Origin of the sequence: Blautia sp. DFI.1.216 (assembly GCF_020594215.1) — a bacterium.
Taxonomy (GTDB): domain Bacteria; phylum Bacillota; class Clostridia; order Lachnospirales; family Lachnospiraceae; genus Blautia_A; species Blautia_A wexlerae.
On the sequence record NZ_JAJDML010000010.1, the window covers coordinates 60,335 to 76,787 of the forward strand.

The following is a 16,453-nucleotide window of genomic DNA, read 5'->3' on the forward strand; positions in this document are numbered from 1 at the left end:
AATCATTCCATATTGAGGTTTTGCAGAAGCAGATTCATGAATTCTTTTTTTCTGGTTCTGCTGACAGGTATATGTACATTATGAATCACACAATCAGAACCAACAAATCCCTCTACATGATTCATATTTACCAGATATCCCTTTGCACATCGAAAAAAATTGTGTACCGCAAGTTTTTCTTCGAGTTCTTTCATCGTAATTCTTGAACAATAATCTCCTCTCGAAGTATGATAAATTACATTATGTCTCTGCCCCTCAATAAAATAGATATCTGCTATATTTATCTTTACAACTCCTTCCCCAATCGGAATCGTAAGAAATTCTTTAACCTCAGAGCGCATACGTCCAACTGCTTTATCCAGTTTCTGTGAAAAAGAAAAGTACTCAACTGGTTTTACTACATAATCCATTGCATCAACTTCATATCCACGTACTGCATATTGAATCATATTTGTAATAAACATAATAATTACTTTCTGATCCATCTGACGGATTTTTTCTGCTGCTGTCATACCGTCCATGAACCGCATCTGAATATCCATCAGAATAATGTCAAAACCGCCACTGTAATTCTCAGTGATATCTTCTCCATCACCAAATACCGTAACCTTTATTGATCTTCCCCTTTCCGTTTGATATTTCCGGATATACTCTGTTAATTGTTTTACGTAAATTTCTTCATCTTCCACAATTGCAATCTGTATCATCCTATACCCTCCACAAGAATTGCATTTTTTGTAACTGTTCAAGCCCGCACAATATAGTTCCAGGTTTTTACTGTTATTTTATAAATAACTTTTGTTTTAGTATATCACTGCTTCATTCCTGAGTCAAGTGGATGTAATATTACAAATTACACCTGTATAATCTGGTTTTCTTTTATCGTATATCCACAGTTATCGCATACACTGTCGCCAACTGTTTTTCCATCTCTCACAAATACTTCTATATCTGCACTACATTTCGGACATTTAACTTCTTCAATTGAAGTCATGTTTCTGGCGTCCATACATCCTGAAAAAAATCCCATCTTTTCACCTTTTTCCTGTATATATTCTATTATTTTCTTAACCTAATTTTTCTTTTATTTTTTTATCTCATCTACTGCTGTCTGGCTGAAATCATAAAGAGAACCTCCCTCTCTCACAGTCCTAGCTTCTTTACAATTTCTCCCAGTGCACTTCTGACCGGAGAATCTTTCGGAAGCTGTATAATCGGCTTTCCATCACAGTCATACTGATAAACCTGGTTATCATGAGGCACCACTCCCAGCAGCTCCAGTCCCTGATTTCGGATTTCTTCCAGAGTTCCGGCATCCAGTTTTCCATCCGGAACACGATTCACGATTAATCCAGTTTTCTGTGGTTTAAAGTTTAATTCATTCATCAGCTTTGCAATACGTCCGGCTGCCTGAACACCTCTTCTGGAACAGTCACTTACAAGAATGGCAACTTCCATCATTGGCAGGATTCCTCTGCTGATATGTTCCATACCTGCTTCGTTATCAACCACAATATATGGATAATGGCTTTGCAGTTTCTGAACCTGGGTCTGTACAAGACCATTTACAAAGCAATAGCAGCCCTGTCCCTGGGTTCGCCCCATTACCATCAGATCATAATCATTTTCTTCTGCAATCGCATCAGAAAGACGCATTTCCAGATATGCCTGCTTCGTCATACCGGATGGGATCTGATATCGTGGGTCTACGCCTGCCCGCTCAATTTCTTCTCTCAGCTCTCCAAGTGTGATCTCCGGCTCCACACCAAGCACTTCATTTAAATTGGCATTCGCATCTGCATCCACGGCCAGAACCGGACATTTCCCACTTTCACACAAATACTGGATCAATAATCCACAAAGTGTAGTTTTTCCTACGCCGCCTTTTCCTGATATCGCAATTACATGTCCCATGTTTTTCCTCCTAATATTCTGAACAATCTGTTGACTTTTTCTTTAAATCTTATTATAGTTGTTACTATATAAATTACAATAATCAATCTGTGAGATTTGTATGGCTCCTCAACACATCAGAAAAATTGTTGAGGAATCATATGATACCAAATAATACAGGAGTATATAATGTCAGAAAAAACCAGAAAACAAGATCGCCGTACCCGCTATACCAGGCAAACCATAAAAGATACGTTCTTAGAATTGTTAACGCAGAAAAGTTTTACGAAAATTACAGTTACAGAAATCTGCAAAAATGCTGAAATCAACCGTGGTACTTTTTATCTTCATTACTACGATATCCATGATGTATTATCAGATATTTTTAATGATATGACTCAGGATATGTTAACAACTGTGGATCATTTATTCTGTCTAAATCAAAAAAGCTGTTCCTATCCGTTCTGTCAGAAAATACAGATGGAATCACAATACAGGGCACTGTTTCTGGATGATGCAATTGCCCCTATTCTTCTGGAAAAAATAGCAGAAAATACAAAAGAAGGCTATGTGACCTGGCTTATGTCACACAGCCTCCTGACCTTTGAACAGGCAGAATCGGTTTTTTATTTTCAAATGAATGGCTGCCTTTCCATCAACAGACTGATGCTCCGCAATCACTGTAATGACTGGAAACAGATTCAGACAGTAATCGACAGATTTATCAAATCCGGGCTGGAAAGTTTTCTGATTCATGATCAGAGAGAAGAAAATGCTTCCGATAATTTTTGCAGCAAAATTTCTCCAACTGTTACCGCATCTTCTACACTCAGATAATGATCGGCATGATCCTGAAGAAATATTTTGCCAGATGCAGAAAATTCTTCATCTGCAAACCATATCTTTAAAGTTACCGGATATCTTGGCAGAACTGGAAAAACAGCACACAGGTCCGCCTTTGTCTCTGTGAATTCTGCACCTAGGTTTTTACATGCTTTCTGAATTTTCTCAGGATCTTTATCCTGCAAAAGCTTTTCCAGTTTCTGCTCTGCAGTCCGGTCAAACTTGGTTCCTCGAATCAATCCATCTTTCAGGTTACCAAAAGTAATGAGTTTCTGTGAACCTTCTGTTCCATCGGCCATATCCAGATAATGCAGCAATGTCAGATAATGCCATTCGTCCATGTCTGAGTTAATACAAAATTCAGGGAGTTGAATTTCAATCGTTTCATAAAAACTCAGTACTTCAATCACATTTCGGCTGCTATGAAAAACAGCCCCACTTTTTGCAGCAATATCCTCTCCGGAACGATTTTGCAGCCGTTTTACTGCTGCCTGAAACATTTCCTGAAATGCACGATTTTCTGTTTGATTTTTGTATTCCATAAGTTCTCCTTTGTAAATATTTTATCGCATCATGTAATAATCAATGTTTATTCAAGGATTTTGGTGGTTTCATAAATTTGTCTACGATCAGCATATTATACAATCCTCCGTAAGTTTCATTCCTGTGTTGACTTTTCCTTTAAATTTCATTATAGTTGTAATTATATTATTTACAATCATCAAAATAATAAATATGCACCGTTTCTCAACATATTGGAAAGGACTGTTGAGAACTTGAAATGTTTTAGACAAACCAGAAATATTTTTGTCTCAAAAATGTGAAAGCAAAATCATTATATCATACTACAAGGAGTTTCTTATCATGAAATATTCAACGAAATTAAGTGATACTGTTCATGTGATGGTTCTGATTGCTATCAACCAGGAAAAATCTCTCTCCAGCGCCTCAATTGCAGAAAGTGTCCATACAAATCCTGGCTTTGTACGCCAGCTTATGTTAAAACTAAAAAAGGCCGGACTTATGACCAGTGTAGCCGGACATGCCCGTCCTTCTCTTTCAAAACCGGCAGACCAGATTACATTGCTGGATATTTATAAGGCAGTTGAAGGTGAGAAACCGCTGCTTCATTTAGATACTCATACCAATCCTGATTGTGGTGTTGGTATTAATATTCAGTTATCTTTGCAGGGATTTTATAATGAAATTCAAAAAAACGCTGAAGAAAAGATGAATACGATTACTTTACAGGATATCATAAATACTTATTACCAGAGAACATCCATGCAAAATGATTTACAGAATATTATATAGCAGGAGAAACGAAAAAGGACTTCCAGATATGGATTATCTTCTAAATGATGACAAATCTGATAACAATTTGGCGAGGAAAATTTTTATATTTTCTAATCCAGAAATTTTCTTGTTATCATGCCCGCCTCCGTGCGGGCATTTTTTAATTCAGCAGAGCACCGCAGGCGGTCTTTCCTATAAAGTAAAAAAAGCGGTAAATTCAGCTCATCTGCAAGCTCCAGTGCCTCCCTGGGAAACTCATCAAAAAAACGTGTCTTGTGTTTTAGTCTCTTGACATTATCATAAGCAATTCTCCTGAGCTAAATGTAACTCTGGCATGTTCGCTGATTATCTCATTGCTTACAGTAAGTCCACTGTCTGCTGCTGTCAGACAATAGTTACTCAGGGGATATTTAAATCCTTCCAGAGTCAGATCTGTCACATTTCCTCCAAATGGAAAAAATGACACATATTTTCCAAACTGTTCTGACTTTTTCAGAACTGTTCCGTCTGAAATAAGCTTCATATAATTATACCGATCCACAAGTGTTACTTCTGCCCCCTGGTTTTGTGCCAGGACAAGGAGTCCGAAATTCGCCATCAGATGATCTACTCTGTTTCCTGTCACACCAAAGATCACTATCTTTTTCGCACCGGTCCTGATCGCATAATTCATGGCAGACTGTGTATCTGAGTCATCTTTTTCCGGTCTCAGGCGGATAACTTTTATTTCTTTTTTTTCATTTCCAAAGCCTTTTTGCAATTTCCACTCAGTCATTCCCCCATAGGGAATTTCACTGTCCATACTTCTTTCTTCATGAATTTCCAGGAATTTTTTTCCATCTTCAGACAGACTGTCAAAATCTCCAATAACTGCATCCGGCAAAAGCTGATGCTCCAGAAAGAATTCCAGCCCTTTATCAGCTGCGATCAGACAGGCTTCATTCTTTTTTAAAAAATCGAGGGCAAAATCACTGTGGATATTGCCCCCGCTTACAATTATCGTATCTATCATGCTCTTCCTCAGTCAATCCTTCTTATGATCTCATCCATTCGTTCTCTGGCATGTTTTACATTTTTTGCCAGATCATCGTTGAAAACATAAGAACCTGCTACCAGCAGATTTGCACCTGCTGTGAGCACTGTCTCCATTGTCTCATCATTGATGCCACCATCAACCTGAACATCTACATCCAGATCCTCGGCCTCGATCAGTTCACGTACTTCCCTGATCTTTTCCGTACATTCTTCCATATACTTCTGACCGCCAAATCCCGGCTGTACAGTCATGATCAGAACCATATCCACATCGCTGAGCATATGACTTATATCATTTACAGGTGTAGCCGGTTTGATGGAAACTCCCACCTTCACACCTGCTTCCCTGATCTGTTCAATAGTTCTCTCAAGATCTTCACATGCCTCCGCATGTACTGTAATGGAATCTGCCCCACATTCCACAAAATCTCTGATATATCTCTCAGGCTCTGTAACCATGAGATGTACATCAAAAAACAACTTTGATTCCTTTCGGATAGACTTTATCACCGGCATTCCAAAAGAAATACTCGGTACAAAATCACCATCCATAACATCAATATGAAGCCATTCAATCCCCTCTTTTTCCAGGGTTTTGATCTGTTCGCCCAAACGGTTAAAATCTGCCGATAAAATAGAAGGGCACAACTGATACATAATTAGAATCTCCTTTTCTCTTTTAATTCATTATAAAGTCCCAGATAATCTTCATAGCGAAGCTGGCTGATCTCATGCTCAGCCAATGCTGCTTTCACGCCACAGTCCGGTTCATGGATATGTCTGCATCCCTGAAATCTGCACTGTTCTTCATATCTGCGAAACTCCGGAAAATACGCCTTAAGTTCCTGTTCTTCTATATCTGTCAGATATAAAGAAGAAAATCCCGGTGTATCCATCAGATAAGTATCATGTCCCACCGGTATCACCTGAGAATGACGCGTGGTATGCTTTCCACGTTTCAGCTTCTTACTTATCTCCCCGGTTTCCATCTGTACATTTTCCTGCAGTGCATTGGTAATTGAAGATTTTCCCACACCGGAAGGTCCTGCAACTACAGTTGTTTTTCCTTTCAGGATCTCACGTATTTCATCCAGCCCCTCTCCATTAAAAGTGCTGGAAAAAATCACATCATATCCACAACTCTTATAAGTTTCATATAAAAGCTCCAGTTCTTCCTGTTTTGCAAGATCTTTCTTGTTAAAACATATGACTGCCGGAACATTCTCTTTCTCCATCATGATCAGAAAACGGTCAAGCAGCATAAAATTAGGTTTCGGATTCTCCATCGCAAAAATCACAAAAGCCTGATCCACATTGGCAACGGCCGGACGGATCAATGAATTTTTTCTGGGAAGGATGGCAGTCACACTGCCTTCCTTCTCCTGTTCATCCAAAACCTCTATCTCCACATTATCCCCTACAAGAGGTTTCTGTTTATCTTTTCTGAATATTCCCTTTGCTTTGCATTCATAAATCTCATCATTTTCTGCATAGATGTAATAAAATCCTGCAATTCCTTTTATTATCTTTCCCTGCATGGATCATTCAGCCTTAGCAAATGTAATAGAATAATTTCCGAGTTCCTGATAAGTTCCACTGATCTGTTCAGACAGATACAAAGTACCCTCGCTGATACCAGGTGCACCTGTGATATCCAGATCATATGGGAACTGGATTACCTGATCTTCCAGAACAACTGAAGCTGTCGGTGTTCCGTTTACATTCTGGATCAGTTCCAGACGAACCGGACCTCCGGAATATCCTGACGGAGTATTCAGAGTCTGTGTACATTTCCATACTTCCCCGGCTGCTGCCGCCGCACTGTTATCTGCTGTCTGTGCCGGAGCATCAGATGACGCAGCAGTATCTGCGCTGTCACTCTGAGCCGAAGGTTCCTGATCTCCGGTACTTACTGTGATCACAACATTCACATTATCCGGATCTTCCCAGTTTCCGGCTTCCGGTTCCTGTGAAATTACTTCTCCTTCTGCCACCTCTGTACTCTTTTCCTCTTTTACTTCCACATTGAGGAACTTACCAAAAGTAGTAACTGCATCATTCTTTGTCATTCCGACAACACTTGGAACCTCCACACTGTCTCCATAGTCCACGCCTCGACTGACAATCAGTGTTACGCTGTCCCCTGCTGAAACAGAGTTTCCGGCTGCCGGAGTTGTGGAGACTGCATATCCCGGATCTGTAACCGGAGTACCATCATCATTTAATTCACTGTATTCTTTCTGTATCTCAACAGTTAATCCCATATCTTCCAGAGTCTGCTGTGCGTCTACTCCGGTCTGTCCATCCACATCCGGAATTGTGATCTTCTGCGCACCCTTGCTGATATAATACTTAATGGTCGTATACTGCTCTACTTTACTTCCCTTTGGAATATCCTGTGAAGAAATGGTTCCTTTTGCCTGATTTGAAGCCTCCTCGCCCATAGGCTGAATACCCAGTTTCATATCTTTTGTGATATTCTTTGCTTCATCCTCTGTTTTTCCTACCAGATTCGGCACAGTTATCATTCCGTCATCATCTGATTCCGATGTATCTGAGGCCTCAGTTTTTTTGTCTGTATCATTGTTACTTCCAATAAGTCCGGACGCCTTTCCTGCGACCAGAATGATTGCTATCAGAATCACAACACCCATCAGAAGCATTACAATAGTCAGCCCATGTCCGCCTCTTTTTTTCTTTTTCTCAGGCTTATCTGATTTCTTCCCGTGCTTTTTCACTTCCGGCTCATCATCATAATCTGTTTCATTGATTTCTTCTTCCAGAGCCTCAGGTTCTGACTTTGCGATCTGCTTCGGCATATGTTTGATCTCGCCAAGCTCCTTATCTGAGATCACAACTGTTTTTGCTTCGTTATCCACAGACGTCAGCGTTACGAAATCTCCCTGTGGATCGATCAGAGAATGCTTCAGATCTGCGATCACATCCTCCATATTCTGATAACGGCGATCCACGCTTTTCTGTGTACATTTCAGAATGATCTGCTCCAGACTGTGGGGAAGCTCCGGTGTATAAATACTTGGAGGAACAATCTCTTCCTGAAGATGTTTGATAGCAATAGCTACTGTGGTATCTCCGTCAAAAGGAACCTTCCCTGTAACCATTTCATACATTGTGATACCCAGTGAATAAATATCACTCTTCTCATCACTGTATCCGCCTCTGACCTGTTCCGGTGAACTGTAATGAACAGATCCCATTACATTTGAGCTTATGGTATTGGAAGAAGCGGCTCTTGCAATACCAAAATCTGTTACTTTTACCTTTCCATCCATGGAAATGATAATATTCTGCGGTTTTACATCACGATGTACAATCCCATGGCTGTGTGCAGCTTCCAGTCCCATGGAGACCTGGATTGCAATACTGGTTGCTTCTTTTACAGAAAGCTTTCCCTTTTTGGAAATGTACTCCTTGAGAGTAATTCCCTCAATAAGCTCCATAACAATGTAATAAACTCCGTTATCGTCACCAACATCAAATACATTCACTATATTCGGATGTGTCAGGACTGCTGCAGCCTGAGCCTCACTTTTAAACTTGCGGATAAACGTCGTATCCTCTCTGAATTCCGGCTTAAGAACTTTTACAGCAACAAACCGATTCAGCTTATGGTCTTTTGCCTTGTATACGTCCGCCATTCCGCCGGTACCAATTTTTCCTAATATCTCATAGCGTTCTGCTATGATCATTCCCGTTTTTAACATGCTTTCACCTCGTCTGTGAATGGTTCTACCAATACAATTGCAATATTATCCTTGCCGCCATTGCGGTTTGCTTCTCTTATAAGTATCCTGCCTTTTTCATCCAGATCTGTAGATGTGTCAGAAATGATTTCCCTCAGCTGGCTGTCCTCAACCATGTTGCTGAGCCCGTCCGAACACATCAAAACTACATCTCCGGGTTCCAGTTTCAGATCAAAGAAATCAATATCCACTGTTTTCTCTGCTCCAAGTGCTCTTGTAATGATATTTTTCTTCGGATGCTTCCTTGCCTGTTCAGGGTCAAGTTCTCCCATTCTTACCATCTCCTGCACCAGTGAGTGATCCCTTGTTATCTGCTGAATCTTCTCTCCGATCACATAAAGTCTGCTGTCACCTACATTTGCCACATAAGCGTAATGTCCTACGATAGTAGCTGCCACTATCGTTGTTCCCATTCCTCTGAGTTTCTCATCCTGCTGTGCCTGGGCAAGAATCTCGGTATTTACACATTCAATGGCATGACGGATTACCTTTACCGGATTAAAATCCGCATCCTGCCGGATTTCCTCCACCATAGATGTAACCGCATGAGAGGATGCATAATCACCTGCATTATGACCACCCATACCATCTGCAACAACAAACAGATTCGGAAGATTTCCAACCGGGTCAGCAGTTGCGAACACATAATCCTGGTTCATCTTCCGCTTTTGCCCGACATCAGTAGCTGAATATATCCTCATGTCACTTCTCGCTTTCTGTTTTTTCCATATAACTTTTTCTTAACTGTCCACAGGCACCATCAATATCACTGCCCATTTCTCTTCTAATAGTAACATTTATTCCACATTTTTCAAGTTTTATTTTGAAATTCTCCACAGCCTGTCTTGTTGAACGCACAAAGGAACGTTCCTTAATAGGGTTTACCGGGATCAGATTTACATGGCAGTTCATATCTCTGATTCTGCCGGAAAGTTCCCTTGCATCCTCATCGCTGTCATTAACTCCGGCTACCAGACTGTATTCAAATGTGATCCTGCGCCCGGTTTCTTTAAAATAATAACGGCAAGCTTCCAGAACCTCATCCATGCTGTATTTGTTTGCGATCGGCATCAGTTCCCGTCGCTTCACATCATTAGGTGCGTGAAGGGAAAGTGCAAGTGTCATCTGAAGCTTTTCTTTTGCAAGGTCATAAATCTTCGGAACCAACCCACAGGTAGATACAGTCAGGTTTCTCTGACTGATATGAAGTCCTCCTTCTTCTGTCAGGATATGTATAAACCTGAGAAGATTTTCATAATTATCAAGAGGTTCCCCCGTTCCCATGACCACAACATTGGAAACTCTTTCTCCTGTCAGAGCCTGTATCCTGTATATCTGATCCAGCATTTCTGACGGGAGAAGACATCTGGTCAGTCCTCCTATGGTAGATGCACAGAATCTGCATCCCATGCGGCATCCCACCTGAGAAGAAATACAGACAGAATTTCCATGTTTATACCGCATGAGAACACTCTCTATCACATTTCCATCACTGAGACGGAACAGATACTTCTGTGTACCGTCAATCCGGGATGTCTGTACATCTACCATCTTCAGTGCTGTGACAGGATATTCTTTCAGTTTTTCCCTCAGGCTTTTGGAAAGATTGGTCATCTCATCATAAGAAGTAACAAGGTGTTCATGCAGCCAGCTGTAAATCTGCTTCGCACGAAAAGGCTTATCTCCCAGAGTGGTCATCAGTTTCTTTAATTCGTCGATCGTCATTGACTTAATGTCTGTCATTACTTATTTTCTCCTGAATTTTGCAATAAAGAAGCCATCTGTTTTGTGTACTCCCGGCAGAAGCTGAAGATAACCCAGAGCTGTTGTCTCAGAATGTAGTTCTTCCGGAAGATACGGATCAATACTCTCCAGTTTGAACGGATGATTATTCATAAACCACAACATGTTCTCTTCATTCTCTTCCTTTGCGATAGTACAGGTACTAAATACCAGCACTCCGCCCGGTTTCACATATTCTGCCGCATTGTCAAGGATTGTTCTCTGAAGGATTACAATCTCTTCCTGCTTCTGTGCTGTCACCCTGTATTTGATCTCCGGCTTCTTTCCAATTACTCCATATCCGGAACATGGGACATCTGCCAGAACGACATCTGCCTTGAGTTCTGAATCTACATCAAATACCGTAGCATCCATCACATGAGCCTGCACATTAATGCAGTCTGTTCTGTGAATATTCTCTTCGATCATATTCACTTTGTACTGGCTGATATCGCGTGCATCTACTGTTCCGTAATCTCCCATTTTATCTGCAACATGGAGACTCTTTCCACCAGGTGCTGCGCACATATCTATCACATAATCCCCTTTTTGCGGATCTGCAATTTCTGCCACCAGCATTGAGCTTACATCCTGCACCTGGATTTTCCCCTGTATAAATGCATCCAGTGCAAGAATATGGTTATAATTTGAAATTTCATATGCATAGGGAAGATAAGGTGCAGGTTTCACTTCCACTCCCTGATCGACCAAGCTCTCATAAATCTCTTTCTGTGGATATTTATGAGTTCTGCAGCGTACTGTAATCGGTTTCTCAGTGAGAAAATCTGTAAGGATCTTTTCTGTTTTTTCTTCCCCGTAATCCTCAAGCCAACGGTTTACCAGTGTTTCCGGCATAGAATATCTGACAGACAGATATCTGACCGGATTTTCTTCCCTTGAAGGAAGTTTCAGATTTTTCCACTCTCTGGCAATCGTACGAAGAACACCGTTTACAAAAGGTTTCAGGCTGTAAAAGCCTTTTCTCTGTGCCAGCTTCACCGCTTCATTACACACTGCGCTGTCCGGCACACTGTCCATAAACCTGATCTGATAAACTGCACTTCTCAGGATTTCCCTGATCACAGGCTTCATTTTATCTACAGATACTTTTGAATATGAATCAATAATATAATCTATTAAAATACGATATTCCAGTGTTCCTTCGCAGACTCTGGTAATAAAAGCTCTCTCCTGTCTTGGAAGGAACTGATATTTGGAAAGAGCATTGCGGATAGCGATATGGCTGTGTTTTCCCTCTTCCTCGATTTCCAGTAATATCTGTAATATCAGTTCTCTTGTATTTATTCCATTAGTCACGGTCTCTTCCTCCGGCAAGTATGATCAGTCTTAAAAGCTGCAGGATTGATGAAGCAAGTGCTGCAACATAGGTGAGTGCTGCCGCTGTAAGAACCTTCCTTGCACCTTTTACCTCATCGTTTCCAAGCATTCCTGAACTTCCAAGCATTTTCAACGCTCTTGAAGAAGCATTGAATTCTACCGGAAGAGTTACAAGCTGAAAAAGAACCGCAAATGTAAACAAAATGATTCCAACAGTCAGCAGTGGACGGATTGAGAAAATCAGTCCTGCCAGAAACAATGGCCAGGAAAGTGTTGAACCGATGTTTGCAACAGGCACAATTGCAGAGCGAAGATTCAATGGCACATAGTTAGTCGCATGCTGAATAGCATGTCCACATTCATGCGCAGCCACCCCGATTGCAGCCACAGATGTTTTATCATATACATCCTGGGAAAGTGCCAGTTTCTTACTTCCCGGATCATAGTGGTCTGTCAGGCTGCCGGATATGGGTACTACCGTAACATCCGTAATTCCCGACATACGAAGAATCCGTCTGGCAGCATCGGCGCCTGTAAGCCCCGATGCACTGCGCACTCTGCTGTAAACAGAAAACGTACTCTTTACCTTTGCAGATGCCAGTAAAGACAGCACCATTCCGATAATGAGCAGTAAATACGTAGGATCAAAATAATAATATCCGTACATCTAATCACTCCTTATGATCTGTAAAAACAATTCCATTTTCAATGTGATATCCCCGGAGAAAGGCTTCTGTTTCCATACGCTTCTTACCTTCCAGCTGTACCTCTGTAAGAATCAGCACTCCTTCTCCACATGCTGTATGGATCCCCTCTTTATCTGCCAGGAAGATTGTTCCCGGAACAGCATCTGTTTTCTCAGTGCTGACTTTACATTTCCACACTTTCAGAGTTTTTCCATTAAGAAATGTATAAGCACTTGGCCATGGATTCAGGCCGCGTACAAGGCGTTCCAGTTCTTCTGCAGATTTTCTGAAATCCATCAGTCCCATCTGTTTGGTGATCATAGCCGCATAAGGTGTAGGACTCTCCTCCGGCTGTTTTTCAAACTCCGCAGTTCCCTGCTCAATAGATGGAAGTGTCTTGATCAGCAGATCCGCACCGGCCTGCGCAAGTTTTCCAAACAGGCTTCCACCTGTTTCTGTCGGAGAGATCGGAATTACTATCTTTGAAATCATATCACCGGTATCAAGACCTTCTCCCATCTGCTGGATCGTTACACCTGATACTTTTTCCCCGTCGATCACAGCCTGCTGGATAGGCGCTGCTCCTCTGTATTTCGGAAGAAGAGACGCATGAATATTGATGCATCCAAATTTCGGAAGCTCCAGGATTTCTTTTGGAATAATCTGTCCATATGCAGCAACAACTATGATCTCAGGATTGATTTCTTTCAGAATCTCCAGAAATTCAGGGTTATTTCTCACTTTCTCCGGCTGATATACCGGAATATCGTGCATAACGGCTTCTTCTTTTACAGGTGTTGGCAATAATGTCTTACCTCTGCCTTTTGGTTTGTCAGGCTGGGTCACTACTGCTGCCACCGCATATCCGGCTTCTGTCAGTGCATGTAATGACGGCACTGCGAAATCCGGTGTTCCCATAAATACTATCTTCATTTGATTATCACTCCTCATCCTCATCATAGGAAACCTGATGAAGTTCTCCTTCTACCAGTTCTGTATACATATGTCCGTCCAGATGATCGATCTCATGGCAGAAAGCACGCGCAAGAAGACCTTCCCCTTCATATTCTACTTCATTCATATCCTCATCCAGAGCTTTTACCTTTACATAGTTCGGACGTGTTACCTGACCAGCCATTCCAGGTACACTTAAGCATCCTTCATCACCAGTCTGTTCGCCTGATGTTTCAAGGATTTCAGGATTGATCAGCACGATAGGACCCTCTCCTATATCGATCACAACAATACGCTTCAGCATACCTACCTGTGGTGCAGCGAGGCCAACTCCCATTGCATCATACATGGTTTCAAGCATATCCCCGATCAGATCATGAATACGTGGTGTCATTTTTTCTACCGGTCTGCTGACCTTTGCAAGTACTTCGTCGCCCTGTAATCTGATTTTTCTAAGTGCCATTTCTTTATTCTCCTCTTCTTTGATTATGATGTTAGAATCAAAAGATATTTTGCCCCTAACCTGATATCTTGATTATTGTTATATCACGATTTCAGAAATTACTGCCTTCCGGATTTCCCTTCTGCAGCAGATTACTTCAGTAATGAGATTTTGAAAAAATCTGCCATAATTAACTGAAATCAAATTGTATGTATATTTTCCGGAAACCGGAATTTATCTCTATGTATTTCTCCAGCTGGTCTTTGATATGTACCAGCGTTTTATGATCTTTATGTTTTAAATAGATAACCTGTCTGTAAATATCCTTAACTTTTCCAACTGACGCATATGCCGGGCCAATGATATGCAGGTCATTTTCTCTGTATATCCTTTCTATATAAAGTTTCAGATAATACATTGCCTGAACCAGTTTCTCATCTTCCGGACCTGAACCCAGAACTGCCAGCATATGTGCCGCAGGCGGATAATCCAGAAGCATACGGTAACTCATCTCTTCCTCATAGAATGCCTGATAATCCTGCACTGCCGCCGCCTGAATACTGTAATGATCCGGATGATAGGTCTGGATCACTGCCTCTCCCGGTTTTTCCCCCCGTCCTCCCCGGCCGACTGCCTGACAGAGAAGCTGAAAGGTACGTTCCGCACATCGATAATCCTCTGCATTCAGCGAAAGATCCGCTGCTACTATTCCCATGAGTGTGACATCCGGAAAATCATGCCCCTTAACGATCATCTGCGTTCCGATCAGTATATCTGCCTCATGAGCAGCAAAAGCTGCAAGGATCTTTTCATAGCTGCCCTTGGTTCTTGTTGTATCAAAATCCATTCTGAGAGTCCTGACTTCTGGAAAATCTTCCCGCACTACCTTCTCGATCTGCTGTGTTCCTGCCTTAAATCCGCCAATATAAGGCGATCCGCACACCGGGCATATCCGGGGTTTTCCTGTCTCATATCCACAGTAATGACATAAAAGCCTTTCATTATTATGCTCCGAAAGAGAAACATCACAATGCGGACACTTCATCACATGTCCACAGGACCGGCAGGATACAAAACCTGCGTATCCTCTTCTGTTCAGAAAAAGCATTACCTGTTCTTTTTTCTCAAACCGGCCTTTCATCTTTTGCCGGAGTTCTCTGCTCAGTACAGACCTGTTTCCTGCTTTTAATTCCTCACGCAGGTCTACGATAGAAACCCGGGGCAGAGGTCTGCTTCCATATCTTGTTGTCAGCCTGACCAGACTATATTCCCCATTCATTGCCTTACTGTAGGCTTCCACTGATGGAGTAGCTGAACCCATTACCACATTTGCATGTTCTAAAACAGCTCTCCTGATTGCAGTTTCCCTTGCATGATAACGGGGTGTGCTTTCACTTTTATAGCTTGATTCATGTTCTTCATCAATAATGATCAGTCCCAGACTGGCAAATGGCGTAAACAGCGCAGATCTGGGACCGATCATCACCTGGACTTCTCCCTTTTTCGCACGTTTAAACTGATCATAGCGTTCTCCCTGAGACTGTCTGGAATTGATAACTGATACTTTATCCCCAAATCTGGCATAAAATCTGCGTACCGTCTGATATGTCAGAGCAATCTCCGGGATCAGCACGATTGCTTCTTTTCCCTGAGAAAGCGTCTGCTCGATCAGCTTTATATACACCTGGGTTTTCCCGCTCCCTGTCACTCCCTCGATCAGTACAGGCTTCGGCGATGGTTTTTTCCACTCTCTCTGTATCTGCTTTACTGCCGCTTCCTGTTCATCTGTAAGCGGCATTCGCCTTTCTCCGGAAATATCACCTGTATTCAGTGAAGTTCTCATTATCTCATCATATTCTATGCGGATAATCCCCTGCTCCTGAAATTTCTTTACAACAGCAGAAGTTGTCCCCAGTTCTTTCGCCGCATGTGTATAATCCAGTCTTTTTTTCTCCAGAAGTTCCCTCAGAAGTCTTGTTCTGGCTTTAAACCTTGTTTGTTCAAGTTCTTTCAGCAACTGCGCTCCCGCCTCTTCGGAAATATCCAGGCATATATATTTTTTCTCTTTTGCCTTGATTTTCTCCTGGATAGGAAGTACTGTCCTGAGAGCCTGGATCATGGTGGAACCATAATTTTCTCTCATCCAGGCTGCCAGGGCGATCAGTCTGGATTCCGTAGTCTCTTCTCCACTGCAGATTTCACTGATTTCTTTAATCTTTTCGGGAGCAATTTTCGGTTTATCTGACAATCCGATCACATATCCTTTACGCACCCGGCCGGCATTTCCAAAAGGGATGGCTGCCACCATCCCTGCCTTTATTTTCTTCTCCAGCCTTTCCGGTACACGATATTGAAAACTCCGGTCCAGTTTATCACTGGAAATATCAATTATTATATCAGCATATATCATGAACTTATTC

Annotated in this window: 17 protein-coding genes; 2 read left to right on the forward strand and 15 right to left on the reverse strand. The window is 41.8% G+C overall.

Annotated features, from left to right (window positions below):
• Positions 1 to 2: 2 nt before the first annotated feature.
• The 3 genes from LJE11_RS05895 to LJE11_RS05905 form a co-directional block, all read right to left on the reverse strand.
• Complete coding sequence (locus LJE11_RS05895; protein ID WP_055058142.1) at positions 3 to 707, reverse strand: LytR/AlgR family response regulator transcription factor; 705 nt, start codon at positions 705 to 707, stop codon at positions 3 to 5.
• A 146-nt stretch (positions 708 to 853) separates the two neighbouring features.
• Positions 854 to 1,030: a hypothetical protein gene (locus tag LJE11_RS05900; protein ID WP_155512369.1), complete on the reverse strand. Its 177-nt coding sequence runs from the start codon at positions 1,028 to 1,030 to the stop codon at positions 854 to 856.
• A 113-nt stretch (positions 1,031 to 1,143) separates the two neighbouring features.
• Entirely contained in the window at positions 1,144 to 1,914 is a 771-nt protein-coding gene (locus LJE11_RS05905) for an ATP-binding protein (protein ID WP_055058141.1), read from the reverse strand.
• Between the two features lie 168 nt (positions 1,915 to 2,082).
• On the opposite strand from LJE11_RS05905, the gene LJE11_RS05910 reads away from it, so the two are divergent.
• Positions 2,083 to 2,730, forward strand: coding sequence for a TetR/AcrR family transcriptional regulator (locus tag LJE11_RS05910; protein WP_055058140.1), 648 nt, complete (start codon positions 2,083 to 2,085; stop codon positions 2,728 to 2,730).
• Here the strand turns inward: LJE11_RS05910 and LJE11_RS05915 are convergent.
• Positions 2,652 to 3,278, reverse strand: a complete 627-nt coding sequence (locus LJE11_RS05915) for a DUF3786 domain-containing protein (protein ID WP_055058139.1) — start codon at positions 3,276 to 3,278, stop codon at positions 2,652 to 2,654. The two genes, LJE11_RS05910 and LJE11_RS05915, sit on opposite strands and share 79 nt — an antisense overlap.
• Before the next feature lie 322 nt (positions 3,279 to 3,600).
• Between LJE11_RS05915 and LJE11_RS05920 the strand changes: the two genes are divergently transcribed.
• A complete protein-coding gene (locus LJE11_RS05920; protein ID WP_055058138.1) occupies positions 3,601 to 4,050 on the forward strand; it encodes an Rrf2 family transcriptional regulator in 450 nt (149 codons plus the stop codon).
• A gap of 262 nt (positions 4,051 to 4,312) precedes the next feature.
• On the opposite strand, the gene LJE11_RS05925 is transcribed toward LJE11_RS05920, so the two are convergent.
• From LJE11_RS05925 to priA, 11 genes are all read right to left on the reverse strand, one after another.
• Complete coding sequence (locus LJE11_RS05925; RefSeq protein WP_055058136.1) at positions 4,313 to 5,044, reverse strand: thiamine diphosphokinase; 732 nt, start codon at positions 5,042 to 5,044, stop codon at positions 4,313 to 4,315.
• A gap of 8 nt (positions 5,045 to 5,052) precedes the next feature.
• On the reverse strand, positions 5,053 to 5,727 hold the full coding sequence (gene rpe, locus LJE11_RS05930; protein WP_026648253.1) for a ribulose-phosphate 3-epimerase: 675 nt from the start codon (positions 5,725 to 5,727) through the stop codon (positions 5,053 to 5,055).
• Positions 5,727 to 6,605 carry a ribosome small subunit-dependent GTPase A gene (rsgA, locus tag LJE11_RS05935; RefSeq protein WP_008706503.1) on the reverse strand — a complete coding sequence of 293 codons (879 nt, stop codon included), beginning with the start codon at positions 6,603 to 6,605 and terminating at the stop codon, positions 5,727 to 5,729. Before rsgA ends, rpe begins: the two co-directional genes overlap by 1 nt.
• A 3-nt stretch (positions 6,606 to 6,608) precedes the next feature.
• On the reverse strand, positions 6,609 to 8,792 hold the full coding sequence (gene pknB, locus LJE11_RS05940; RefSeq protein ID WP_055052686.1) for a Stk1 family PASTA domain-containing Ser/Thr kinase: 2,184 nt from the start codon (positions 8,790 to 8,792) through the stop codon (positions 6,609 to 6,611).
• Positions 8,786 to 9,532 (reverse strand): Stp1/IreP family PP2C-type Ser/Thr phosphatase, encoded by a 747-nt coding sequence (locus LJE11_RS05945; RefSeq protein ID WP_022380479.1) that lies wholly within the window; start codon positions 9,530 to 9,532, stop codon positions 8,786 to 8,788. Before LJE11_RS05945 ends, pknB begins: the two co-directional genes overlap by 7 nt.
• A 1-nt stretch (position 9,533) precedes the next feature.
• Positions 9,534 to 10,574 (reverse strand): 23S rRNA (adenine(2503)-C(2))-methyltransferase RlmN, encoded by a 1,041-nt coding sequence (gene rlmN / locus LJE11_RS05950; RefSeq protein ID WP_022380480.1) that lies wholly within the window; start codon positions 10,572 to 10,574, stop codon positions 9,534 to 9,536.
• Between the two features lie 3 nt (positions 10,575 to 10,577).
• Complete coding sequence (rsmB, locus tag LJE11_RS05955) at positions 10,578 to 11,930, reverse strand: 16S rRNA (cytosine(967)-C(5))-methyltransferase RsmB (RefSeq protein WP_055052687.1); 1,353 nt, start codon at positions 11,928 to 11,930, stop codon at positions 10,578 to 10,580.
• Positions 11,923 to 12,618, reverse strand: a complete 696-nt coding sequence (locus LJE11_RS05960) for a zinc metallopeptidase (protein WP_055052688.1) — start codon at positions 12,616 to 12,618, stop codon at positions 11,923 to 11,925. Before LJE11_RS05960 ends, rsmB begins: the two co-directional genes overlap by 8 nt.
• Positions 12,619 to 12,622: 4 nt before the next feature.
• Complete coding sequence (gene fmt, locus LJE11_RS05965) at positions 12,623 to 13,570, reverse strand: methionyl-tRNA formyltransferase (RefSeq protein ID WP_020993619.1); 948 nt, start codon at positions 13,568 to 13,570, stop codon at positions 12,623 to 12,625.
• Between the two features lie 7 nt (positions 13,571 to 13,577).
• Positions 13,578 to 14,054 carry a peptide deformylase gene (gene def, locus LJE11_RS05970; RefSeq protein ID WP_008706495.1) on the reverse strand — a complete coding sequence of 159 codons (477 nt, stop codon included), beginning with the start codon at positions 14,052 to 14,054 and terminating at the stop codon, positions 13,578 to 13,580.
• A 169-nt stretch (positions 14,055 to 14,223) separates the two neighbouring features.
• Positions 14,224 to 16,443, reverse strand: coding sequence for a replication restart helicase PriA (gene priA, locus LJE11_RS05975; RefSeq protein ID WP_055058135.1), 2,220 nt, complete (start codon positions 16,441 to 16,443; stop codon positions 14,224 to 14,226).
• Positions 16,444 to 16,453: the final 10 nt, after the last annotated feature.